General features: G+C 63.6%; 20 protein-coding genes and 1 pseudogene. 7 read left to right on the forward strand and 14 right to left on the reverse strand.

Translation table 11 applies throughout. The features are described from left to right. Nucleotides 1-18: 18 nt before the first annotated feature. The gene (gene pdxR / locus ORS3428_RS20195) at nt 19-1,446 is read right to left on the reverse strand and encodes a MocR-like pyridoxine biosynthesis transcription factor PdxR (protein WP_108723104.1); all 1,428 of its coding nucleotides are present in this window, start codon (nt 1,444-1,446) and stop codon (nt 19-21) included. Between the two features lie 76 nt (nt 1,447-1,522). Between pdxR and ORS3428_RS20200 the strand changes: the two genes are divergently transcribed. After that, complete coding sequence (locus tag ORS3428_RS20200) at nt 1,523-2,146, forward strand: FMN-binding negative transcriptional regulator (protein ID WP_071100038.1); 624 nt, start codon at nt 1,523-1,525, stop codon at nt 2,144-2,146. A 29-nt stretch (nt 2,147-2,175) separates the two neighbouring features. Continuing rightward, the gene (locus ORS3428_RS20205) at nt 2,176-2,826 is read left to right on the forward strand and encodes a LysE family translocator (protein WP_071100039.1); all 651 of its coding nucleotides are present in this window, start codon (nt 2,176-2,178) and stop codon (nt 2,824-2,826) included. 15 nt (nt 2,827-2,841) lie between these two features. Here ORS3428_RS20205 and ORS3428_RS20210 read toward each other — a convergent pair whose 3' ends face one another. The 7 genes and pseudogenes from ORS3428_RS20210 to ORS3428_RS20235 form a co-directional block, all read right to left on the reverse strand. Continuing rightward, nucleotides 2,842-3,327 carry a DUF4189 domain-containing protein gene (locus tag ORS3428_RS20210; RefSeq protein WP_083355221.1) on the reverse strand — a complete coding sequence of 162 codons (486 nt, stop codon included), beginning with the start codon at nt 3,325-3,327 and terminating at the stop codon, nt 2,842-2,844. Between the two features lie 53 nt (nt 3,328-3,380). Then, entirely contained in the window at nt 3,381-3,977 is a 597-nt protein-coding gene (locus ORS3428_RS20215) for a hypothetical protein (protein WP_131802933.1), read from the reverse strand. A 153-nt stretch (nt 3,978-4,130) separates the two neighbouring features. After that, a complete protein-coding gene (locus ORS3428_RS20220; protein ID WP_071100041.1) occupies nt 4,131-4,706 on the reverse strand; it encodes an invasion associated locus B family protein in 576 nt (191 codons plus the stop codon). A gap of 8 nt (nt 4,707-4,714) precedes the next feature. Then, on the reverse strand, nt 4,715-5,257 hold the full coding sequence (locus tag ORS3428_RS34455) for a YadA-like family protein (protein WP_443136866.1): 543 nt from the start codon (nt 5,255-5,257) through the stop codon (nt 4,715-4,717). Nucleotides 5,258-5,271: 14 nt separating this feature from the next. Beyond that, nucleotides 5,272-8,479 (reverse strand): annotated as a pseudogene (locus ORS3428_RS20225) (beta strand repeat-containing protein); the annotation flags it as partial. 98 nt (nt 8,480-8,577) lie between these two features. Next, a complete protein-coding gene (locus tag ORS3428_RS20230; RefSeq protein WP_071100043.1) occupies nt 8,578-9,033 on the reverse strand; it encodes a hypothetical protein in 456 nt (151 codons plus the stop codon). Between the two features lie 195 nt (nt 9,034-9,228). Next, the gene (locus tag ORS3428_RS20235; RefSeq protein WP_083355223.1) at nt 9,229-9,729 is read right to left on the reverse strand and encodes an AraC family transcriptional regulator; all 501 of its coding nucleotides are present in this window, start codon (nt 9,727-9,729) and stop codon (nt 9,229-9,231) included. Between the two features lie 598 nt (nt 9,730-10,327). On the opposite strand from ORS3428_RS20235, the gene ORS3428_RS20240 reads away from it, so the two are divergent. Genes ORS3428_RS20240 through ORS3428_RS20255 form a run of 4 tightly spaced genes read left to right on the forward strand, consistent with a single transcriptional unit; the run spans nt 10,328 to nt 14,861 of the window. Continuing rightward, the gene (locus tag ORS3428_RS20240) at nt 10,328-11,365 is read left to right on the forward strand and encodes a lysylphosphatidylglycerol synthase transmembrane domain-containing protein (protein ID WP_157895976.1); all 1,038 of its coding nucleotides are present in this window, start codon (nt 10,328-10,330) and stop codon (nt 11,363-11,365) included. Further along, complete coding sequence (locus ORS3428_RS20245) at nt 11,331-12,800, forward strand: UbiA family prenyltransferase (RefSeq protein ID WP_071100045.1); 1,470 nt, start codon at nt 11,331-11,333, stop codon at nt 12,798-12,800. The genes ORS3428_RS20240 and ORS3428_RS20245 overlap by 35 nt, the downstream gene beginning before the upstream one ends. Continuing rightward, complete coding sequence (locus ORS3428_RS20250) at nt 12,800-14,131, forward strand: FAD-binding oxidoreductase (protein WP_071100046.1); 1,332 nt, start codon at nt 12,800-12,802, stop codon at nt 14,129-14,131. Before ORS3428_RS20245 ends, ORS3428_RS20250 begins: the two co-directional genes overlap by 1 nt. Then, nucleotides 14,124-14,861, forward strand: coding sequence for an SDR family oxidoreductase (locus ORS3428_RS20255; RefSeq protein WP_071100047.1), 738 nt, complete (start codon nt 14,124-14,126; stop codon nt 14,859-14,861). The genes ORS3428_RS20250 and ORS3428_RS20255 overlap by 8 nt, the downstream gene beginning before the upstream one ends. Before the next feature lie 108 nt (nt 14,862-14,969). Here ORS3428_RS20255 and ORS3428_RS20260 read toward each other — a convergent pair whose 3' ends face one another. The 4 genes from ORS3428_RS20260 to ORS3428_RS20280 all read right to left on the reverse strand — a co-directional run bounded on the left by ORS3428_RS20260 (nt 14,970) and on the right by ORS3428_RS20280 (nt 20,051). Beyond that, the gene (locus tag ORS3428_RS20260) at nt 14,970-16,301 is read right to left on the reverse strand and encodes an arylsulfotransferase family protein (RefSeq protein ID WP_071100048.1); all 1,332 of its coding nucleotides are present in this window, start codon (nt 16,299-16,301) and stop codon (nt 14,970-14,972) included. Between the two features lie 163 nt (nt 16,302-16,464). Then, on the reverse strand, nt 16,465-17,574 hold the full coding sequence (locus tag ORS3428_RS20265; RefSeq protein ID WP_071100049.1) for a sulfotransferase family protein: 1,110 nt from the start codon (nt 17,572-17,574) through the stop codon (nt 16,465-16,467). Then, the gene (locus tag ORS3428_RS20270; protein WP_131802934.1) at nt 17,571-18,173 is read right to left on the reverse strand and encodes a hypothetical protein; all 603 of its coding nucleotides are present in this window, start codon (nt 18,171-18,173) and stop codon (nt 17,571-17,573) included. The genes ORS3428_RS20265 and ORS3428_RS20270 overlap by 4 nt, the downstream gene beginning before the upstream one ends. Before the next feature lie 864 nt (nt 18,174-19,037). After that, nucleotides 19,038-20,051, reverse strand: coding sequence for a DUF4185 domain-containing protein (locus tag ORS3428_RS20280; RefSeq protein ID WP_157895977.1), 1,014 nt, complete (start codon nt 20,049-20,051; stop codon nt 19,038-19,040). A gap of 635 nt (nt 20,052-20,686) precedes the next feature. On the opposite strand from ORS3428_RS20280, the gene ORS3428_RS20285 reads away from it, so the two are divergent. Next, nucleotides 20,687-21,895 (forward strand): hypothetical protein, encoded by a 1,209-nt coding sequence (locus ORS3428_RS20285; RefSeq protein ID WP_131802935.1) that lies wholly within the window; start codon nt 20,687-20,689, stop codon nt 21,893-21,895. A gap of 105 nt (nt 21,896-22,000) precedes the next feature. Here ORS3428_RS20285 and ORS3428_RS20290 read toward each other — a convergent pair whose 3' ends face one another. Together ORS3428_RS20290 and ORS3428_RS33360 are read right to left on the reverse strand one after the other, a co-directional pair. Further along, nucleotides 22,001-23,524 (reverse strand): helicase HerA-like C-terminal domain-containing protein, encoded by a 1,524-nt coding sequence (locus ORS3428_RS20290; protein ID WP_071100054.1) that lies wholly within the window; start codon nt 23,522-23,524, stop codon nt 22,001-22,003. Nucleotides 23,525-23,566: 42 nt separating this feature from the next. Continuing rightward, nucleotides 23,567-23,713 carry a hypothetical protein gene (locus ORS3428_RS33360; protein WP_157895978.1) on the reverse strand — a complete coding sequence of 49 codons (147 nt, stop codon included), beginning with the start codon at nt 23,711-23,713 and terminating at the stop codon, nt 23,567-23,569. Between the last annotated feature and the right edge of the window lie 46 nt (nt 23,714-23,759).

The following is a 23,759-nucleotide window of genomic DNA, read 5'->3' on the forward strand; positions in this document are numbered from 1 at the left end:
GACATGCGTTAGGCGGACTCAGTAATGCTCGGCGAGAACAGTCGCCAGCACCGCAACGCCGCGTCGCAGCGCCTCCGCGTCGAGCCCGGCATAGCCAAGGATGAAACCGGCTGTTTCAGGTCGGGGCCCGGTTGGGTCGTAGAGCGGGGAGACGGGATAGAGGCCTATCCCGGCGGCGCGTGCCGCCGCGATGATCGCCGGCTCGCGCTCGGCAGCGATGCCGTTCAACCAGGCAACGACATGCAGTCCGGTTTCGGCACCGGCGACCGAGACCCTCTGCCCCAGGTGATCGGCCAGCGCCTGTAGCAGGACTTCCCTGCGCTCGGCGTTCTTTCTGCGGATGCTGCGAACGTGACGCTCGTAGGCGCCGCTCGCCAACAGGTCGGCCAACACGTCCTGCTCCAGCATCGGAGCATGCCGGTCGGTCAGGCGCTTCGCCTCGCCGAACGCCCGACACAGGCTGGCGGGAGCGACGAGATAGCCGAGCCGCAAGGTGGGCGAAAGCGTCTTCGACAGCGTGCCGACATAGATGACCGTGTCCGGGTCGAGCGTCTGCAGGGGCGGGATGGGCGCGATGTCGTGGCGGTATTCGCCATCGTAATCGTCTTCGACAATATAGGCGCCTGTCGCCGTGGCCCAGGCCAGGAGGGCGCGCCGCCGCCTCGCCGAAAGCACGCCGCCGAGCGGAAACTGATGCGAGGGGGTCACGTAAGCGAGACGGGCACGCGGCAGCGAATCCGTCCTCAGCCCGTCCGCGTCGACCGCAGCCGGCACAGCGACGCCGCCCGCCGCCACAAAGGCATGGCGGGCGAGCAGATAGCCGGGGTTCTCGATCACAAATGGATCGCCGGGGTCGAGGAGCAGCCTTGCGCAGAGATCGAGCCCTTGCTGCGAGCCGTTGACCACGACGATCTGGTCCGGCGTGCAACTGACGCCGCGAGCGCGCCATAGATAACCCTGAAGCGCGCTGCGGAGAGCGGAAGACCCTTGAGGGTCGCCATAGCGCATCCGCGTGCTGCGTCTGAGAATCGCCTTGTTCGATGCCCGCCGCCAGGCCAGCACCGGAAAATCCTCCCCGGACAGGTCGCCATAGCGGAAATCGGCCACCCTGGCCGGCTGCTGTTTCGCCGGGGCAGGCAGAGCGAGCAGGCGTCGGGYGAATGCCGACAGGTTGCGGGGTGCGCCGGTCGCGGGAGACGTCTTGGCCGAAGCCGTCTCAAGTCCCGGCGCCACGATCGCGCGAGCCCCGTGCCGGATGATCAGGTAGCCTTCGGCATCGAGCTGGCTGTAGGCTGCCGTCACCGTGGTCCGGGACGCGCCCYATTCGGCCGCGAAGGCCCGCGTCGAGGGCAGGCGGTCGCCGGGCCGGTAGGCGCCRCTGTGTATCTGCTCCTTGATCGCCGCGATGATCCGGCGCGCGACACCGTCCTGCTCCAACTGGACCACCCAAAACCTTCAAAACTGGACGTTTTAGCCAAGCCAGACTTCAGGCATCCTTGCTTGCAACGCAAGGAGTTTCATCATGTACATACCGCCCGCCTTCCGCGACGACGACAAGGAGAGYCTGAGGGCAACGATCCGCGCGGCGCGGCTGGTAACCCTGGTCACCGCTACCGCCGACGGGCCGCTGGCGACGCCACTGCCGCTTTTGCTCGATGAGAGCGAGGGCGAGCATGGCACGATCTACGGCCATGTCGCGAAGGCCAATCCACAGTGGCGCGTTCCACCGCTCGGCAACGGGCTGGCGATATTCATGGGGCCGGACGCCTATGTGACGCCGGCCTGGTATCAGACCAAGCAGGAAACCGGAAAGGTGGTGCCGACCTGGAACTATGTCGCCGTCCACGCCTATGGGCCGGTCGAATTCTTCGAGGATGCCGACCGGGTGCTCGAAATCGTGACGCGTCTCACCAATCTCCATGAAGGCGGGCGCACCGCTCCCTGGGCCGTATCGGATGCGCCGGCGGATTTCATCCAGGCGCAGTTGCGCGGCATTGTCGGCCTGCGCATGCCGATCACGAGGATCGAGGGCAAGCGCAAGATGAGCCAAAACCGCAACGCTGCCGATCGCGCCGGCGTCGTGGCCGGCCTCTCGGCGAGCGAGCGGCCTTCGGACCGCGAGGTCGCCCGACTCATTCCGTTGTGAATACGATCCCGTCCACCAGTGAGCCCGTCATGCCTGACCTGACCCAGTTCGCCTTGTATTTCGCCGCGGCCTTCCTGCTCGCCATCACGCCTGGACCGGGCATTTTCTACGTCGCTGCGCGCACACTGGCCGGAGGGCGCGCCGAGGGCATCGCCTCCAGTGTCGGGACGGGTCTGGGCGGCATGGTGCATGTGCTTGCCGGCAGCCTGGGCGTTTCGGCAATCGTGCTCGCAAGCGCGGAATTGTTCACGGGGCTGAAGCTGGTCGGCGCCGGATATCTCGTGTGGCTCGGCTTCCGCACCTTCCAGTCCGCCCGCCGCGAGGCAAAGACAATGCTGGAGGGCGGCACCCCGGCGCCCGCGGTCGGCGCCAGGCGAGCGTTTCGAGAGGGGGTGCTGGTCGAGGCCTTGAACCCGAAGACGGCGGCCTTCTTTCTGGCCTTCATCCCACAATTCGTGAACCTCGGCGCCGGCCACGTCGCCCTGCAGTTCATGGTCCTCGGCTTCGTGTCGGTGACGCTCAACACCCTTGCCGATGTCGTGGTCGCCTTCGCGGCGAGCCGCATCAGGGAAGGTGCTGCAGGGCGCACCGGCGCGATACGCCGGCTGCGCGAGGCTTCCGGCGGCGCGATGATCGCGCTCGGCATCGGCCTTGCCATCGCCAAGCGCCCTGCCCTCTGATCGAGAGGCCTTGCGTCAGGTGCAGACCCATTCGCGGATCTTGCACTCCTTCTCCTTGCCGCCGCACTGCGCCGTGGCCTTGTCCTCGGCCTCGCGGCGGGTCGTGGCCGACGCGGCGCCCCAGAAGAAGGGCTTGCCGGCATGGGCAGTCTTGCCGACCGAGAGCGCCGCGCAGTGCTCATAAGGGAAGCCTGTGCCGTCGTCATCGTCCCAGTGGCGATGGTTGCGGAACACCTTGACAAGCTGGCAGCCGGCACCGTCCGCATTCTCGCAATGCTTGAGCGCAATGTCCTCGGCCTCGTCGCGCTTGTCGGCGCCCCAGAAGAAGCCGTGCCGGCCGTCGACCGGCGAAAAGGCGATCGCTCCCCAGATGCCTTTTTCCTCGGCTGGCGGCTCCGGCGGCGCCGGCGGCGCCGCCACCAGGTCCGCGGCGTGGCTCGCAACCGTAAGCCCGGCGAGCGCCRCAAGCAGCGGCAATGAGATGCGGCGATCGATCGGCATTTCGTGCTCCAGCAGTTGTGGCTATTCAGCAATCCACCGTCAGGCCGGGCGCTCTAGCCGGCCATGCGCGCGACCGAGACGACGATGCAGGTATTTCCGGTGGGCACGAGCAGCGCCTGGCCGCCATTGTTGGCCAGGTTGAACAGCATCGTGTTCGAAAGATTGTCCGCCAGTTGGCTGCCCTTCGGGAGAGTCGCAGCGACATCCTGGCAAGAGCGCTGGAACGGAGCCACCCGCACGAAGCCGCCTTCGCAAGTCTGGYCGATCGGCGAGGCAAAGACGACGCCGGCCGCCTGCGTTTTGTAGTCGGGCAGGTCGTAGCTCATCCCGGCGACGGCCTGCAAGGCATGCGTATCCGGCGCGGTGCTATCCCATTGTGTCTGCACCGCATAGGTCGATCCCGCAGTGAGAGCCTGACCGAGCGCGGCAAAAACGTTGGAACAGGTGCGGATGCCGGCCTGGGTGGCGTGCGCCTGGAACGGCGTCTTGTTTGCCGAGGCATCTGCCGGCGCGGGTCGGTTCTCCGTGGGCCGGTTCTCGGCAGGTTTGGCCTGCACGGGCGCTTGCGATTGCGCCGAGGCCGTGCCCGCCACGAAAGTCCCCAGCGCGGGGAAGAAACGGAACGACAGGATGACCCCCGCTGCGATCATGACGGCGAAGGCACCAAGCAGCGCCGTGTTTCGCAGCAGCCGCCGGAGCGATGAACGCCTCGGCGGGCCTGCCGGCGGCTCTTGCGGCACCATGGGCTCAGGGCGCATCAGAATTCTTTCCTCGATGGATTGGCGTGTCATTCGTAAGTCTTTCTATTTGATGGCCGACAGCGCGATCTTGAGCCCCTTGAACGGCGCGTCGAGGCTGACGGTCGCCCCCGACGGCAGGGAATAGGAAACCTGGAYGGTGGTCTCCTTGGCGATCTCTCCGCGAAGCACGGGACCGACGGGGAGATAACCGACGCAAACCGACGTGTCGCAGCCCTGCAGTTGAACGTCCACCGGCTGCTTGCGGCCGGCAAATCTCAGCGAAAGCCTGCTTCCGGCGCCAGCTTGGCTTGGCGTTCGCAATATCATGAAGGGCTTGCCCTTCTCGTCAGCGGCAAGCGACCAGCTGAAGACCAGCGCCTGGCCGTGGTCGATGAAGGATTGGCTGATGTTGCACACCTTCTTCCTGGCCTGCAGGTTCTCGTCGCAGATCAGCGTCCAGTTTTCGAATGGGCGTGTGATCCGCTGATATTGGCCAAGCTTCACGTCCGCAGGCACGGCGACTTCCGAAGGTCGTATCCGATAGGCAGCCGGTACCGCCTCCTGCCCGACCGCGCGCGGGCCGGACAGGAGCAGGCAAGCCATGCCCATTGCGGCAGCGGAAACTGCGTGCCTGGCCATGGGCTGACTCAGTTCAGAGTAAAGCTGACGCCTGCRCCGACACCCCAGTGCCCCCCCGCCGTCGTGCCGGACAGGTTTGCCCTGGCTCTCCCGTCTTCGCTGGTGTAGCCGGCGCCGAACGCGACGGCCCCCTCGCCGCGCCAATAGCCGCCGCCGGCCGCCACGCTCAGCTTGCCGGGTCGGTCGTCATAGCGCAGCGACGCCGCCGCCAGACCGATCGCGGCGGCCTGGCGCGCCTCGCCCCGAACCTCGCCCATGTCCATGTTGAGCTGGCTGAGCTTGGAGTCGGCATAGGCGTTGGCTTGCTGGAGCGTGGTGGCAGCCACCTGGTTGGTATAGGTCTTGGAGTCCGCGAGGTTGAGCGCCAGCCCGTCGGTGAGCTGCTTGACGTTGACCGCGTCGGTGTCGGCAGTGCCGGCGCCGACATTGTGGATGACCACAGGGGCATTCACGTCGCCACCGACGAGCGTCAGCGAGTTCGACTTGGTGCCGTCCGGGTTCTTGTCGTACTGGACCGCGAACTCGTTCAGATTGCCGACGCTCCCCTGCACTGCTTCGACGGCCTGGTTGGTCGCGTAGAGCTGGCTGCCGTTGATGGCGTCCGTGGAGGTGGAACTGATCCGGCCCGCCGCCACGTTGGTGACCGTGCGCTCGTTGCCGACGCTGCCGACGCTCACCGTGCTCGTCGGAGTGGTCCCGGCGAAGGTGTAGGCAACGCCGTTGATCGTCGTGCCCGTCGTGGCGACCGCCGCCGCCGTCGTCGAGCCAGCGCCGAGCGCGACGCTGCCCGGTTCGTTGGCCGTGGCGCCGGCGCCGAGCGCCATAGCCTGGGTGCCGTTCGCGGTCGAGTTCGTGCCGAAGGCGATGCTGTCGGCCTGGTTGACGGTCGCGTTCTGGCCGATCGCGATGCCGCCCGGCGCCGTTGACTGCACGATGGCGCCGTTCCCCATGCCGATGCCATTGTTGCCATTGACGGTCGTGCGTGGGCCGATCGCGACCGAATCGACACCGGCCGCCAGCGAGTCCGAGGCCGTCGAGTTGGCGTGGAAATACTGGGTCGGCGTCACCGCGAAGGAACTCAGCGCACCCTTCAACTGGCGAAGCGTGACCGCGTCCTGGTCCTCGGTGCCGTCGGCCACATTGGTGATCTGGCGATAGGAGATGGAGGTACCCACCGAAACGGCGCCGAGCAGGGTCTTGTCCGTTGTGTTGTAGGGAACAAGACCGGTGCCGGAGATGATCGATCCCGACACCGCCGCGATCGCGCGATCGGACACCGAGCCCGCACCGATCGCAACCGAACCGGCGATGGTAGCCTGGGTGCCCCGGCCAAGTGCCAGCGAATCGCCGGCAGATGCCGTCGCCTGGTAACCCAGCGCGGAGGAGCCGACCCCTTGCGCGAAGGCGTCGCTGACAGGCAGCGTGCTGTCGTTGGTGCGCACATAGCGAATGCCGTCGCCATTGGCGTCGGTGTAGGTGGTTGAGGTATCGCCGGCGATGCTGCTGATCGTGTTGCCGAGATTGGTGATGTTGGCGGTATTGGCGGCGATATCGTTTGTGTTCTTCGTCACCTGCTGGTTAGTGGCGAAAAGCTGCGAGCCATTGACGGCATCGGTCGACGAGCCGCTCAACTGCCCGGCCGCAACGTTCTGGATCTGGCGCTCGGCGCCCGCAGAACCGACCGAGAACGCGCCGGCCGGCGTCGCGCCCGCAAAGGTATAGGTCGTGCCGCCGATGACCGTGCCGCCGACCGCGGTTGTCGTGCCGGAAACCGCATTCAGGCCGATCGCCACGTCGCCGGGATTGTTGGCGACCGCATTGGGGCCAATCGCGACAGAATCGGTCCCCAGAGCCTGGGAATCGGCCAGGGTAGAATTGGCGTGGAAATACTTGATGCCGGCGCCATTGTTGATGTTGGTGAGCGACGAGCTGAGATTGGCGATGTCAGTGGAGTTCTGCGTCACCTTCTGGTTGGTCGCGAAGAGCTGCGAGCCGTTGACCGCGTCGGTCGAGCTGCCGCTGAGCCGTCCCGCAGCGAGATTGGTAAGGGTCCGCTCGGAGCCCGGAGCGCCGATGCTCACCGTCGAGGTCGGCGTCGTTCCGGCGAAGGTGTAAGTCGTGCCGCCGATTGTGGCGCTGCCCGTACCGACGGCCACGGCTGTCACCGAGCCCGAGCCTAGCGCGACATCGCCGGAGCTTGCCGTCGCCGTTGCGCCATTGCCCAAGGCGACATTGCCGACGAAGCCGGCCGCACCTGCGGTGGAACCGTTACCCAGCGCCACGGAGCCCTGTCCGATCGCCTTGTTGTTGTTGCCGATCGCGACCGCGCCGGCGGCCTGATTGGAAGCGGTGGCGCTCGCCGTGCCGTCGCTGTTGGCGATGTTGTTGGCGCCACCGGTGAAGGCGCCGGTGCCGCTGGCATAGCTCGGATCGCCGATCGAGACCGCGCCGTCCCCATAAGCGGTGTTGTTCGCGCCGATGGAGACCGCCTGGCCGCCGGTCGCCACCGCGTTGGTTCCCATGGCCACCGCGTTGGCGGCATCGGCCTTGGCGTTGTTACCGACGGCGATGGCGCTCGCCGCCGACGCATTGGCGCCGATGCCGAGCGCGGTACTGGCGATTCCGCTGGCGCTGGCGCTGACGCCGGCAGCGAGAGAATTATCTCCTGTCGCACTCGCTCCAGACCCGAACGATGAGGCGTTTTGGCCGCTTGCAACAGCCGTGTTGCCAATCGCGGTGCTGGCGGAGCCGCTGGCAATTGAGGCAGTTCCCATCGCRATGGCAAACCCACCGGAAGACAGCGAATTCGTGCCGATCGCGATGCTATTTGGCAAAGCCGTATTGGCCTGAACGCCTGCCTGCGCACCCAGGCCGAGGGCGATGGACTGGTTGCCCCAGGCGCTGGCTGTGTTGCCCATCGCCGTAGCGCTCGTTCCCGTTGCTTTGGTCAGGACGCCTATGGCAACGGTTCTTTGCTGAGATGCCATCACATCCGTGCCAAGGGCGATGGCGCCCTGTGCAAGGGCACCCGTTCCCGCGACAGTGCGCCCGCCAATATTAATGGTGTTGATGTCGGACGCGACCGCCTGGAAGCCTATCGCGATGGCATTCTGGTTGCTTGCGCTGGCGTTGTTGCCCTGGGCAAACGAATCCACTCCCGACGCTTTCGCCCCATACCCGAGCGCGGTGGCGCGCAGCCCGCTTGCCGCGGCAGCAAGGCCGAACGCCGCAGCATTCAGCGAAGCACTCGTCCCATTGCCGATCGCGGTCGCACCTGCGCCGTTTGCAGTGGTGTTGACGCCGAAGGCAGATGATCCGTCCCCGTTGGCGTGGGCATTGCCGCCTACCGCAAGGGCGTTGATGCCGGTGGCGTTCGCAAAGACACCCATGCCTATCGCATTGAGGCCGTTGGCCGAATTGGCATAGCCGATGATGATCGAACCATCGCCGGTCGTGCTGTTTGCGTCACCTATCGCCAGGGCGTTCTGGCCATTGGCAACGGTGCCATAGCCAATGGCTGTCGCACTGGGCCCGGCGCTACTGCCGCAGCCGATAGCGGTGCTGCCTGCAGTCGCAGCACTGGGATTGGTGCAGTTTGCGGGATTGCTTACAACCCMATTGCCCATGGCAACCTGYGCGAACGCCGCTTGCGGTGTCATGATCCCGACCACGACGAGCAGCGCGCCGGCCGCCCCGCCGGTGCCGAGCATCCCATGCCCCAACCGCTCACGTTTCATGCCGAGCACGCGATGCGCCTTGCGCAGCGCCGCCATCAAGCGGCGGCGAAACGAGCGGCTGTCGGCAGCGCCGGGAACCCAGTTTCCAGCGAAGCGGGCCGATCCGTGCCGGATGGTTCGTCCTTGCCTGAGATTCATTGCGGGAGTGCCTCATTCAATGGGTCGCGCTCGATCGCGGCAGGTTCCGCCGACCCCGCCGCCGATGCGTGTCTGCTCGGAAATGGGATGACGATGTCGAGGCCGCGCGCCAGCAGCGCATGGCCTTGCTTTTCACCGATCGCCTCGACGCGATCGAGTGTGTTTTCAAGCCAGGAGTCCCCCTCCTCCGGCACGGCCTGGAGCGCTCTCGTGACCCGCTCGTCCGAAAGGAGCCGGCCGAGGTAGGACCGCACCGCCGCCAGATGGACGGCAGGCGCGTCCTTTGCGTGAATCACGGTGGTGAGACCATAGAGATAATGGGCGAGCAGCACATCTTGCTTGGCCTGGGGCACGCCATTTCCATAGCGCTTATCGAGCGTCCTGGATGCCGACTCCAGCCAGTAGCCGATCTCCTCGGAAAGGCCCCGGCCGATAGCCGTATCGTCGCTCATGTCTCCCTCAGCCCGCTCAGAATCCGAAATGCCCAGCCTGCCGGAGAAAGACACGTTTTCAGAAACTCGTATTTCAACAAATTGCTGTTTGTATGAAAATATACAGCCGATATTCTGGAGGTTAACGCAAATTTACTTTAGATATTCCTTTTATAAGCCGACCGATAAATAACCGACCAACAAATTATCGCCACCTTACTTACCGGCCTGCGATCGCCTCTCCCGCACCTGCAAAGGGGTGATATTGCGATACCTCTTCATGGTGGTGGTGAAGTGGCTCTGGCTCGAAAACCCGATCAAATCGGCGATGTCCGTGATCGACATGTCACTTTCAGCAAGCAGCTTTTCGGCGAAATCCAAGCGAAGCATGAGGACATACTGATGCGGCGATATCCCGAAGGTCTTCGAAAAGGCGCGGGCGAAATGGTAGGGAGAGAGGTCGCAGACCGCCGCCATCTCCGCGAGCGAAAGCTTTCGGGAGAAATTCTTGCTCAAGAATTGCTGCACCAGCCGAGTATGACCGACCGACAGCCCGCCTTTGGCGTTCAGCAGCGRCTGTCTCTCAGCAGGAATGTCTGGAAACCAGGCCGACAGATCATCACCGCGCCGCCATTCGGACTCCTGATGCCCCTGCGGCCTTGCCGCAACCTTGGAAGATGCTTTCGGCTTCCCGGGCACAATGGTTCGTGATCGCATGCGGTATCGGCATTATCGAGTCTGCCCCCGGCAAACAACACGTCAAAGGCCATAATTTGAGGCGGCCGGTATTTCAAGAAATTGCGGTTCGATAGGGAAAATCTTTCCTCGCGCGAACCGGTGCGTTTCACTGCCTAAACTGAAAGCACAAAGGGCGAAATTTAGCCAATGAGCCGGTAGCTTGCGGCGATCCAGCTTAACGGCTGCGCCGCCCCTTTTCCAGCGATCTTGGCTCGGCGCCATCGAACTCGGCCGACGGCGTACAAGCCAAAAGTCAAGATTTGGCCAAGCGCCATGATTTGGGTCGCTCGGTAGACCGCCACCAAGCGCGTCAGATTCCACCGCGTTGGCTTCGCTGGATGGATCGCCGCCAGGCAAACGGCGTCTGGAACTTTGCAGAATCTGCGGCGTTCATGACCGAGGCCTGGGTCGGAAGGTCCAGGCCATGGCAGACCGCAAAGACCAACGGTCATCGCCCCTGGCCGGGAGACGGGCCCAAACGCCGGGTGCAGAGTCCGGCCGGATTCCGGAAGTTCGCTTCACGGCCCAGCCGCAAAGATACGCATACCAGACCGCGAGTTCCGGAGCGCGCGTGCACATGCTGAGTAGTGAACAAGGCAGAAACATACTTCGCGCGAGAAGCTTTCTTGTTCCAACAATCGTTATTTTTGTCGCTGCCTATCTGGTGCTTTCCTCGAGCGTCGGCTTTCGCGACGTCATGGCCGCCATGGCAGCAATCGACTTGCGCGTGCTGGCCATCGTTCTCCTGTTGTCCCTGGCGAACTACGCGCTCAGATTCTGGCGCTGGTCGCTGATGCTTTCCCCTTCTTCGACCGCGCTGCCCCCGTCCAGGCATTTCCTGATCTATCTGACCGGATTTGCGTTGACTACGACGCCGGGAAAGGTCGGTGAAGCGCTGCGCACCTTCTATCTCCGCCCGTTTGGCATCAGCCCGAGGCGCTGTCTGGCGGCTCTCTACAACGAGCGCCTGTTCGACGTGGTCGCGGTCGGCATCCTCGCGATGTTCATCGCTGCTTCTTCCGGCGCCGCCATCCGCTGGTTGGGCCTTCTCGGCGCAGGGTTGGTGGCAGCGCTGGTCGCTGCCCAGCATCCCGCTACGATTGCGCGTCTCGAACGGCTTTCCGGGTTTCTGCCGGGACGGCTCGTTCCGTCCCTGGCCAATACTGCAACGGCGTTCCTTCATGACGTCCGGTCAATGATGACGGTCCGGCTTGCCGTCATCGGAACCCTTCTGGGCCTCCTTGCCTGGGGCGCGGAAGGCATCGGCACATACATCGTGGCCAGGGAACTAGGCCTCAATATTGGGCCTCAACTCGCAATCGGAATCTACGCAACCGCCATGCTTGCCGGCGCGTTGTCCTTTCTGCCCGGCGGCCTCGGCAGCACAGAAATCGTGATGATTTCCCTTCTTGCTTACGCCGGCGCAACGGCGCCCGCAGCCGTTGCAACAACCACAATTGTTCGACTCGCCACGCTCTGGTTCGCGGTGGCGCTCGGACTAGGCGCCTGGTCAGCTATCGAAGCCTTTCCCGGTCCGATAGCGGCAGGTTCGGGGCACAGGTCAGAGAGAAAGAGCCCTCATGCAGCATCTCCAAGCGATCCCGAAGGCCGATAAACCGCCGCGCGCCGCAAAATCGTCGGTTCCCCTTGTCGTCGACCTCGACGGAACACTGATCCGCAGCAACCTGCTGGTGGAGTCCGTCATCGTGCTTGTGAAGCGGTCGTTCCTGTCGATCCTGCTGCTGCCGCTCTGGCTCATGCGCGGCAAGGCCGCCTTCAAGGCGCAGGTCACAAAAAGGGTGGCGCTGGACCTCTCGGCCCTGCCTTTCAACAGACCGCTCGTCGAACACCTGAAACAGGAGAAAGCCCGTGGCCGAACGCTCGTTCTGGCGACCGGCGCRCACGAATCCCTTGCTCATCAGATCGCGCATCAGCTCGGTCTGTTCGAGGAGGTTTTTGCCAGCGACGGAAAGCGCAACCTGACGAGCCACGACAAGCTCGCCGCCCTGCGCGATCGCTTCGGCGCCGATGGGTTCGACTATRCCGGAAATGCTGCTGCGGACTTTCCGATCTGGCGCGCCGCGCGATTTGCGACTGTGGTCAATGCGTCGCCGCGCACGCTCAACTGGGCGTTTGCCAACGCGAATGTCGACGAGGTGTTTCCGCGCACCAAGCCGACGCTTTCCGTTTACGTCCATGCCTTGCGCCTGCACCAATGGCTGAAGAACCTGCTTGTCTTCACCCCGTTGATTGCCGCGCTTAGATTTACCGACACCGAGGCGCTGGTGGCGCTTGTGACAGGCTTTTTCGCTTTCAGCCTTTGCGCCTCGAGCGTCTATGTGCTCAACGATATCGTCGACATCGAGGACGACCGGCATCACCCCGACAAGCGCAGCCGGCCCTTTGCCTCAGGCCGTCTTCCGATCGCGCAAGGGTTCATGCTTATTCCGGCGCTGCTGGCGGGATCCGTCGCGCTAAGCTCGTTCCTGCCTTGGCAGYTCGGTGCCGTGCTCGCGCTCTACTATGCCGTCACGCTCGCCTACACGTTTTTCCTCAAGCGCCTGGAGGCGGTCGATGTCGTAACGCTCGCCCTGCTCTACACGACGAGAGTTTTTGCCGGCGGCGCGGCGGCAAACATCCCGCTCTCCCAATGGCTGCTCACCTTCTCCATCTTCATTTTTCTCAGCCTCGCATTCGCCAAGCGGTGCGCGGAACTGCTGCTGATGCAGCGGCACGGCAAGAAGGTGAGTTCGGGCCGAGGGTATCTGCTTGCCGATCTGCAGATGCTCAACAGCATGGGGGTGGGCGCGGGCTATGTCGCAGCCCTCGTCCTTGCCCTTTATCTCAGCACCCCGCAGGTCCTGGTTGCCTATACTCGCCCTGACCTTCTTTGGGTTTTCGTGCCCGTTCTCGTTTTTTGGGTGACGCGGATTTGGATCAAGACCTGCCGCGGCGAGATGCGCAGTGATCCGCTGATCTTCGCCGCACGCGACCGTCTCAGCCTGACATTCGCAGTCCTTGGAGGCGCCGTAATCTGGCTGGCGATGTGATGGGACGCGATGGCCGATACCGGTCGTGGGGGCGACCGTCGGCGCCGGGCACGCAAGGCGCGATCCGTCTGCACTGGCGCGACGAACAGCTTCCCGAGGGCCTCGGTCCCTTCCTGTCCTATGGCAACGGGCGCAGCTACGGCGACAGCTGCCTGAACAGCGGCGGCACTCTCGTCGATCTTCGCGACCTCGACCGGTTCATCTCGTTCGACGCCGAGACGGGTGTGCTCCGATGCGAAGCCGGCGTTCTCCTGTCGGATATCCTTGCCCGTTTCGTTCCAAAGGGCTGGTTTCTCCCAGTAACGCCGGGCACGCAGCAGGTGACGGTCGGCGGAGCCATCGCCAACGACGTCCACGGCAAGAACCATCATTGGGCCGGAAGCTTCGGYCATCATGTGCGGCGCTTCGAGCTGCTGYGCTCCGACGGCAGCCGGCTTCTGTGCTCGCCGCGCGAGAATGCCGACTGGTTCGGAGCAACCATCGGCGGGCTCGGACTCACCGGCGTCATTCTTTGGGCCGAGATTGCGCTCAAGCGGATAGACGGGCCGGCAATCGAGGTTGAGAGCCTGCGCTTCTCGCGCGTCAAGGAGTTCCTGGAACTCAGCCGCGCCTCGCACAATGCCTACGAATACACGGTCGCTTGGATCGATTCCCTCACACCCGGGCCGGGCGGTGCTCGCGGGCTTTTCTTCCGCGGCAACCACGCAGCCGGGAATCATGCCGTCGCGCCTTCCCGCCGCAAGCCGGGATTGCCGTTCACGCCGCCGATCTCGCTGCTGCCGCGGGCCGCGGTCGGCTTGTTCAACGCCGCCGTCTACCGGTGGCCGCGCCCCCGGCGCGCGATCGTCCACTACGAGCCGTTCTTTTATCCGCTCGATGCCGTACCGAACTGGAACAGGCTGTTCGGCCGCAAGGGCTTCTACCAATATCAATGCGTCATCCCGCAGGACCAGGCAGAGGGCGCGATCGGCGAGCTCATCACCCGGGTGGCACGAGCCAGGGAAGGATCTTTTCTCTCCGTGCTGAAGGTTTTCGGCGACCGCAAGCCGCCAGGCTGGCTGTCCTTCTCGAGACCCGGGACGACGCTCGCCCTCGATTTTCCCGATCGTGGCCGGTCGACGCTCGCCCTGCTCGATACGCTGGACGAGATCACCGCCGAGGCGGGCGGCGCCGTCTATCCGGCCAAGGATGCCCGCATGAAGGCAAGGATCTTCGAGCGCGGCTATCCAGCGCTGCATCGTTTCGAGCGCTATCGCGATCCCGCTTTCATGTCCAACTTCTGGCGACGCGTGACTTCCGGCGACACGAGAGAGGGGGCAGCCGATGCATAAGGTGCTGATCATCGGAGCGACCTCGGCAATTGCCGAAGCAACGGCCCGTCTCTTCGCGGAAAACGGCGACAGGCTGTTTCTCGTCGCAAGGCGCAAGGCCAGGCTCAAGGCTGAGGCCGACGACCTTGCCGTGAGAGGCGCCGAGATCGCGGGGTGTGAAGTCCTGGACGTCAACGAGATGGACCGCCACCGCGCGGTTCTGGAGCAAGCCGAGCAGGCTCTCGGCGGCATCGACGTGGCGCTGGTGGCACACGGCACCTTGCCCGACCAACAGCTTTGTCAGGCATCGGCCAAGCTGACAGTGCAGGAGATCCAGACGAACGCCGTCAGCACCGTCGCACTGCTCACGCGCCTGTCGGAGCTGATGGAACGCAAGGGAAGCGGCCGGATCGCGGTCGTCACCTCAGTCGCTGCCGATCGCGGGCGGCAAAGCAATTACGTTTACGGAGCGGCCAAGGCGGCTGTCGACACTTTCCTGGAGGGCTTGCGGCAGCGGCTTTACAAGGCCGGTGTCGGCGTGACCACGATCAGGCCCGGCTTTGTCGACACCCCAATGACTGCGGGATTCGAGAAAGGCCTGCTCTGGGCGCAGCCCGAAACCGTCGCCAGGCGCATCCATCGGGCCATCCTCAAGGGGACGGACGTCGTCTATGTGCCGTCGTTCTGGCGCTGGATCATGTTGGCAATCCGCCTGATGCCTCGCCGCGTCTTCAAGGCGCTGAAGCTGTAACGTGCACAAAGGCGCGTCGCGCTGAAACGTATTCAGACGACGCGCTTTAAGTCTTTGTTTTGATGCATGTCGTTCCCCAAACCGCTGCGCACGTTTGGGCGACATGCATTAGCGTGAGGCCTGGCGCGGTTCTCCTTCGAGCGTTTTGCGAAACGCGGAATCGAACATCGCGGGATCTATGCGCTCGCCACCGTTCACGATCGGAATAAGCTCGTCGTGGGGGCCGCGACGGATCGGATTGACGAACTCCCACACGATGTCTCCCGGGGGCGTCACTTCGAAAATGCGCCCACCGTCGGATTCGGTGATCAGCGTGTTGCCATTGGCAAGACGCTGGGCATCGGAGCGCAGCGCGCTGGACAACGGGTGCTGGGCATTGCCGGCGTAGCTCCACCTTACGCTCGAGGTGCGCGGGTCGTACTGGATCACCCTGGAATTGTTGCCGTGCYGGATGCCGCCGAGATTGTCGAAAAGCATGATGTCGCCGTTCGGCAGAATTCTCGGGTCGTGCTGTCCGAGCCACGGGCCGCGCGTTGCCCACTTGATCTCAGCGGTCTTCATGGAAAGGACCGCGATGAGCGACATGTCCCGGAAGGAAACCAGCACATCGCCCTCCTCGGCGAATGGAAAGTTCTTCGCCTTGTTCGCGTCGATATATTCGACCGTGTTGGGATGGAGCGGATCGGCAAGAGCGAAGTAGGGCAGGACGRCCAAAAGCGAGAAGTAGGGCGAGCGCAGGAAGGCGTCCGTCAGCGATACTTTCCTGATCTCCTTTCCGTCCGGCGAAAGGACGACCACGAAATCGTCTAGGTGTGGGCGGTCGAGCTGCGGCGCGGCTTCGACTGGGTTGAAGTCGAACTCATTGGAGAGCGTGTAGATGCGATTGTCCGGCGCGACGGTCAGATCGTGATGGACGGGAGCGAGGTAGCTCCAGATCACATTGGAATCCTTGTCGAGCTTGACCATGYCGTAGCCCCACGGGGAATCGGCGGATGAAATGTAGATGACCAGAAGATCGCCGTTCGGAAAGACGACCGCCCTGTCCATGTAGACGAGCGAGTCGGGCTGCGGCTTTCTGCCGAAGGCACCGCTCTTCGCGATATCGCTGAACGGGCGGCGCCACTCGTGCACCACATGGCCGTCCATCGCGACGAGACGCGCCGCATTGTCGTCTCCGGACGTGTAGAGCGTATATCCGGGTTCGGCACGCTGCGGRTCATAGATGGTGACGCCGCGGGCAGGAGTGCGGGCCGGCTGATAGAGATTGGCGAGAACCGGGTTGTCGATGATCTGCCGCTGCAGGACCAGGGCTTCTCCAGCCCGATAGGCGTCGCGAAGAAATTCCGACGGAAATACCCGGCCGAAGACCGTCATCGCTCCCGCGACGAAGGCGACAAAGACGATCATCAACAGGAAGAGCGCAGTTCCGATTTTCTCCATCGCGCGTCCAGGCCCTCGGCCGCGATGGGTTGCCGAACTGCTCGGCTGCTGCTCTGTCTTTTGCGCAAGGCGGGCACGGGAAGCCCGGCGCAAGGGCTGTTTCTGCCCCCGACGCGTCGTTACCGTGAAACGCGGTGGAAAGAACCTGAACATGACCTTGTGCTCACCCATATCCGAACCGGCCAGCAACAGCCGCCGTGCGGTCGTGGATCTCGCTGCGCTCGGCCTGCGTGAAMGATGGCTCGTAATAGGCTGGGAAGCTCATGGTCGCTTGCGCCGTTTGCTTCAGGCCGCGGTCTTCAAGGCGGCAGTGGTCGAGTACCGCCGAGACCATAGCGCCTGGATCGCGGCAAAGGTCCTCGTAGCGGATGACGAATATGCTCCCGGCCATGGCCGGATCATCCAGCACCGTCGCGACATATCCGTAGATCGAGGCCCAATAGGCCGCCCATCCCGCGACCTCCTTGCCGCTTTTCCAGAGCCCGACGATCTCAGCGGYCGTCCGGCCATCGACATTGATCGGCACGCGATTCAATCCGAACTCGTAATGTCCGCTGCGGCGCATGTGGCGCAGGACCCGCCGGTCCTTTTTCTCCGCGTCGGAAAAGAGCCGGTGCTGCTTCATCAGCGATGCGACGTGCCAGGTCGGATCGCGGATGGGCACGATGAAGCGGGCATCGGGAAACAGTTTCCTCAGATAGCGCAGGCGCGTGACGTTGTAGTTGCCCTTGGCGAGATAGCGGCTGGCTTTCCGCAACACGAGCAGCTTGCGGATATGGTCCCGATAGAAGGCTTCGAAGCTGGGGTGGCACGCGCTTTCATTCAGCACCGCGTTCGTCGACGGATCGTGAAGGTTCGGAAAAAAAGCCATCCAGAGGACCTCCTCGAATGCCTCGGGGCTCTCCGGCGTCACCTTGATGCGGTCGCGATGCGCTCGCTCGGCAGCTACTTGCCCTGTGCGCCCGGCGCGGTCGACGAACCAATTCCATGCCACGGGCGCGGGCACCAAAGGAAAGTCGCGATAGCGATGGCTGGCCGTGTCGGGATGGCGTGCAAGCAGTTCGAGCAGGATCGTGCTGCCCGAACGGGCGAGGCCGGCAATGTAGATTGGCTGCTTCACCCCGGTGCCGTCGATCCGCTCGGCAAGCAGTCGCGTTTCCCAGTCCCCGACCTTGATCCAGAAACCCGGGAAACGCTCGAGAAGCCCGCCGACAGCCTCCGTCCAGCCATCGACCTCCAGACTCGCCGCCCGGCTATGATGCCTGCCTGTCATGCGATGCCGCGCAGGCTCTTGAGCATCAGCGCAACAAGGAGCGTCGCCGCGAAGAAGATGCCTTCCCAGCCGCGCAGCCAGGCAGGACCGATCCCCAGAACCTGCTGCCGGGRCAGGCCCAGGTCGATCCTATCGAACGGCAAGTCGTCCGCCAGGTAGCCGGYGGGGTTGCCGATCAGCACGTTCCACCAACGCCATTTCCGGATGACGGAAACCGCCCTTGTCACCGGCACCTCGGCGATTGCCGCTCCCGTCCGGTCGACGATCTGCGCGTGCGGGACGCCATTGCTGCCGCTCACCCAGCGTCCCGTGAAGTCGTTGGATACAACGACCCCAACTTGTGCGTCCGGCGGCGGGTAGACATCCCCGTATTGGCCGTCGAGCCAAACGGCGACCAGGAGCAAAGGCAGGGAAGCGGCGATGGTTGCCGGAAACACCAACGCCACCCGCCGCAGCGCCAGCGTCAGCATGCGGCGAAGAAGGGGCCAGGCTTCCTCGAACTCGCCGTCGAAGTCGGCGACGATCTGCCGTGCCCGCGCATATGCCAGCTTGATTTCTGCAATGCGCTTTTGCGGCGACAGGACCCGGTAGAGCTCCATGCAAAGAAAAGCCCCAAGCGCCGCCCAAAGCACGAGCTTGGCTGCCGACGGCAGGAATGGCGTCAGCCAATTGTCCAGCACCGAGAGAAGCGGCGAAGGCAGATCCAGGAGACCCATCGGATTGCCTCAATGGCCAGGTTCGTCGCTCGAGCCCTGACGTTCAGCCCGGCGGGCCGGGTCGGCGCGCTTTTCGGTCGGGTCCCTTCCACGCGAAGTACGCCGGCGCCTCAGCGCTTTGCGAAACGGCCAGGCTATGATGAACGAAAGAGCCGTTGCCAGCGCGGCAACGAGTGCCCAAAGGGCGCCCAGCAGGCCCAAACCTGCTCCTGGCCCGACATAGGCGAAAGCGGCTGTCGGAACGGTCAATGCCATCACGAAGCAGATCGAGGCGATGAACCTCCTCATATCCTGGCCTCCTCATCTAAAGGATGGCTCTGACCGGGGAGAGCGCAGCGACGGTTCGTCCGTCTACGCAGATGTCTCCTGGATCGTTCACAGCCATTCTCGCTGCCCCCCGATTCCAAGACCTTGACAATCCGATGTGGACAACAGGGACCGGCGTGGACAACAAGGGACTTTAGGGAATGCTGCCCGCCGCGGTCCGGTTCCGGGCTTACATCTAGCGCCTGGCCATCGGCCGGCCACCCAGGTCTGGGCGCGTCCCATGGCTCTGGCCGGAAAAGTTATCGGTTTTAATAAGTTGATACGCTCTGTTACCAGGCAACCACGCGACAGCAGGCCGGTCCTAACACATTCGTGAACCGGACGAACTCTGCTCCTGTGCCGAATAGGTCATCCGGCCAAGCGGCTCTGCCAGTTGCGCCCAAATACGTGTGCAAATCCAAAAAGCGACGAAGCGGCCGATCACTTCGAGGCGACCGGTGTTACCGCGGCGCCAAGCGGCGCGGTCGGAGCGCCGGCGGAGGCGACTGCCGGGGCGGCCGGATCGAGCTTCGTGTGCATGAGGAAGACGTTATAAGGACCCCATTGGGACATCGTGTAGTAAAGATCGGCATCGATCTCGGTTCCCGGGACGATGTAGGGAGCATAGAGACCCGGATATTGATCCGCGGTCACCACCACCTGAGCATCGCTCCAGCGGCCAGTTAGCGCGGGGGCGGTGCGCAGCACCACGGCCCGCCGCTTTTCATCGAGATACATCATCAGCCAACGGTGGTGAGGCTCGCTCCAAGCGACGGAGAGCTCACCTGCCGGTGCGGGCACGACGACGGCCGCGGATTTCGGATCGGCGCCCCACTTCGCGCCGTCCCAGTATTCGTAGGCATCGGGCGTAAGGACATGCTCACGCGCAACCCGGCGCAGCCTCACTCCGCCGAAGCGCCCTTCAGGTATGCCGAAGCTGTARAGAAATCCGTCCGCCGCGACGAAGGCAACCTGCTCGAAACCGCAGGCCTCGCGCCATGTCGCGCCCGCCGGCGCCGTCCATGTCTGTCCGTCGTCATCGGAATWGGCGATGCCTGAATGGCCGACGGTCCAGTTGCCGCCTGTCTCGCCCCAATGCTGCACCGACATGTAGTGGAGATATATGCGCGCCCCAAGGGAGATGCCCTGGGTCGGGATGACGGTCTTCTCGTCGCCATCGATCTTGCGGGAGCGGATCAATTCCTTTGCCGCGCCGTCAGGCCCGGTGATCATGGTCTCGAACGGAAACCCGTGGCGCGGATCCGRATCGGCAATCCGGGCCATGACGTTGCTGCGCCAGTTCTTTCCGCCAAAGCCACCTGGCCCGAAAGTGTCGCCAAAGACCATATAGAGCTGGCCCCGGTGCCAGAACATGTGACCAAGGTCGGTCCCGTGGACATCCCAGCGCGCAGCTGTGTCGTTCCGGGAATTCTTGCCGGTGACCTGACTTATCATCTCGGTRCCGAGCAAGCGCAAAGGCATGACGTCCCCTTTGGCCATACCGACCRCTGCAACAGCTCTCATGGCCTCARCCGGCGACGCAGCCGGCGGCTTAGACGGCGCAGCAGACGCCGTTACGGTGGAGCCACGCAGATCAGCAGGAGGAAGACTTAATAAAACGCCCAGACACGACAGATTCAAGAAGACGAGCAAAAAATATCGCCCCACGCAGCGCCCCTTTTGTAGTCACTACCCCAAGTAGCTTGCCGCGTAGGTTGTAGAAATGGCGGAATTGCGACGGGTGTCGCATGACAACGCCGAGGACGTGACTTTTCAGTGGATAAAGTACTTAAATTATTGATTCTTATAATTCTTTCTGCACCAACAAGGGGCAGGCAGACTGCCGTACGGTCCAGGCTGGCTCGCGCAGGGCGCCTTCGCGAAAAAACAATAGGCAGGCCGTCTCGGGTCCCGCGCTGGAGAGATATGCGAGGAATCCAGCCGCCAATTGGCCGCGGCAGACTTTCCTCCCTCACAGAGTGCGACTCTCGGTCCGGATGAGTGATTGAACCCACCTCCTCGATAGGGGTTAGTCACAATCGGACCGATGTCTGCGGTAGGCCACACGTTTCGATAATCCGGAGGTGCCCGTGGTCCTGGCAGTACCAACAAATGCGCCGATCGGCACCAGTACCCGCGTCATGCGGCTGGCATGGTTCGCCGCGTTACTGTCCTACGCTATCCTGCTGACGGCGTTTCACTATGCCTCGACGAACATCTGGTGGATCGCGAGTCCGGCGCGAATGGCCGACTTCATCGCGGCGGCGCCATTTCAGAGCCGGGTGCTGATGCCGCTTATCGTGCACGCGATCAAGAGCGTCGCCCCCTGGTTCGATGTCGACCTCCTGTTTGCCGCGACCGAAGTCGTCGCATGGATGCTGTTGGTCGTCGTGGCACACAAGAGCCTTCAGGCGTTTCGCATCGCGACATCGGATCTCTTAGGCGGGATTCTGGCCCTGACGATCACGGTTCCGGTGGCACTGCATCTGATCGTACCCAACCTGGAAGTCCACTCGGTATTGGGGGTCGACAGCGGCGTTCTTGCATTGGGCAAATGGCTGGCGGTGCCGTATTTCCGCTATGTGTACGACCTTCCGTCAGCGGTCTTCATGCTGGCCCTCGTGCTTTGTCTTGCACGCTTCGTTCAGACTCTGCGAACAGCCTGGCTGATGGCTTATCTCGGTGTGTTCGCGCTCGCCACCGTGAACCGCGAAACCGCCATGTTCATGGTGCCGGCCTTCGTTGCGGCGTCCTGGGGGGTGGTCGAGCGCCGTACGCTGGCGAAGGCGCTGGCGGCGCAAGTGATCATCTTTATCGCGCTCCAGGCTGCCATCAGATGGTTCATTCCGGGGATGCCCAATCCCTATGCCAGCGTCCCGGGGACCAACTACGAGATCCATCTGACGGACAATCTCTCGCTGTTCACCAACCCCCTCTATCTGTTGACCTATTTCGCCCGCTTCGGGGCCGGTCTCTACCTGCCCATTCTACTCCTGCACCGGTATCTTGACCCTGTGCTGAAACGGACCCTGCTGTGGTTCGGCGTACCGTTCCTCGTATCCACCGTGCTTTTCGGACGCCTGGTGGAACATCGGGTGGTCATCGAAATCGTGCCTTTGCTGTGGCTGGGCGCCGCCCAGGCGATCAGCGCCTGGAGCGCTGATCAAGCGCGGCAGCCGCAGGTGCGGGAGCGGCGGCTTGAACAACCCTTTCAGCGCGAGGGGGTTAGAGCTGTRCAGCCTCCGACAAAGTCGCCGGCCGCTCCTGCCGCCAAGGTCAGGCTGAGATTGCCGTCATGATCCCGGCCGCCCGGTTTGAAGCGGATTCGAAGGCGCTTTGAGCGCATGCATTTCTCATGCATGTCGTTTTCCCAAAACCGCTGCACACTTTTTGGGCGACATGCCCTAACGTCCTCTGGCCAGGCTGCCCAGGATGCCGCGCACGWTGGCGCGGCCGACGGACGAGCCGACCGAGCGCACCACCGACTTGATCGCGGCCTCCGCCACCGTCTGGCGGTTGGAGGACCGCCGGCCGCCCGACCCCAAGATGTCGTCCAGGCCCGGAATGGTCCAGCGCGAGCCGCCGCTGTTTTGCTGCTGCGCCTGCGCTTCGGCGTCCTGCGCCTCCCTGGCCTTCTTCTGCAGTATCTCGAAGGCCGATTCGCGGTCGACCGCCTGGTCGTACTGGCCGGCAACGGGACTCTCGGCGATGATCTTGCGGCGCTCGTCCGGGGTGATCGGCCCGAGTCGCGAGGACGGCGGCCGGATGAGCGTGCGCTGGACCATGGCCGGCACGCCCTTGTCCTCCAGCATCGAAACCAGCGCCTCGCCGGTGGCGAGTTGGCTGATGGCGGTGGCGCAGTCGAAATCGGGATTCGGCCGGAAGGTCTCGGCCGCGGTCCGCACCGCCTGCTGCTCGCGCGGCGTATAGGCGCGCAGCGCATGCTGGACGCGATTGCCGAGTTGGGCCAGCACCTTTTCCGGAATGTCGAGCGGGTTCTGCGTGACAAAATAGACGCCAACGCCCTTGGAGCGGATCAGCCGCACCACCTGCTCGACGCGGTCGATCAGCACTTTCGGCGCGTCCTCGAACAGCARATGCGCCTCATCGAAGAAGAAGACCAGCTTCGGCCGGTCGAGGTCGCCGACCTCGGGCAGTTCCTCGAACAGCTCCGACATCAGCCAAAGCAGGAAAGTGGCGTAGAGCCTGGGATTCATCATCAGCTTGTCGGCGGCGAGCACGCTGATCGCGCCGCGGCCGTCGCGGGTCGTGCGCATGAGATCGGCAATGCGCAGCGCCGGCTCGCCGAAGAAATTCGCGGCGCCTTGGCTCTCCAGCACCAAGAGCGTGCGCTGGATGGCGCCGACGGACGGCTTCGTGACATTGCCGTAACGGGCGCTGAGTTCGTCGGCGCGCTCGGCGATGTTGGCCAGCAGCGCCTGCAGGTCCTTGAGGTCGAGCAGCAGCAGGCCTTCTTCGTCGGCGATGCGGAAGGCGATGTTCATGACACCTTCCTGCGCTTCCGTGAGGTTCATCAGCCGCGAGAGCAGCAGCGGTCCCATTTCCGAGATGGTGGCGCGGATCGGATGGCCCTGCACGCCGAACAGATCCCAGAAGATGACGGGGAATTCCTGGAACTGGTAAGGATCGAGCTTCACCTCTCCGGCGCGCTTGACCAGGAAATCCTTGGCTTCGCCCATCATGGCGATGCCGGAAAGATCGCCCTTGATGTCGGCGCAGAAGACCGGCACGCCGGCGTTGGAAAAGCCCTCGGCCAGCACCTGCAGGCTGACCGTCTTGCCGGTGCCCGTGGCGCCGGTGATCAAGCCGTGGCGGTTGCCGTAGCGCAGCAAAAGCTCCTCGGCGCGCTGGTAGGAATCGTCGGGCTTGCGACTGGCGCCGATGAAGATGCTGGTGTCGTCAGCCATATATCCGGTCTCCGCAATCTGCTTGTCAAAAACGTCCGAGCCTCAATCGAGGTATAGTAACGCTGCCGCTGAGCGACAATGCCCGTCTTCGAAATCGGGGCCGTCGGCGAAAACCAGGCCGCTGCCGAAATCGACCTTTCGAAGCTTGCGGATTTTGAGCATGTTTGGCAATCGCTTGGCGGCCGCCATGGCGACCGCGACGGATGTTGCATTGTGATATCCGACCGAGCACCTT

The organism is Mesorhizobium sp. ORS 3428 (assembly GCF_001854785.1).
Lineage (GTDB): Bacteria > Pseudomonadota > Alphaproteobacteria > Rhizobiales > Rhizobiaceae > Mesorhizobium.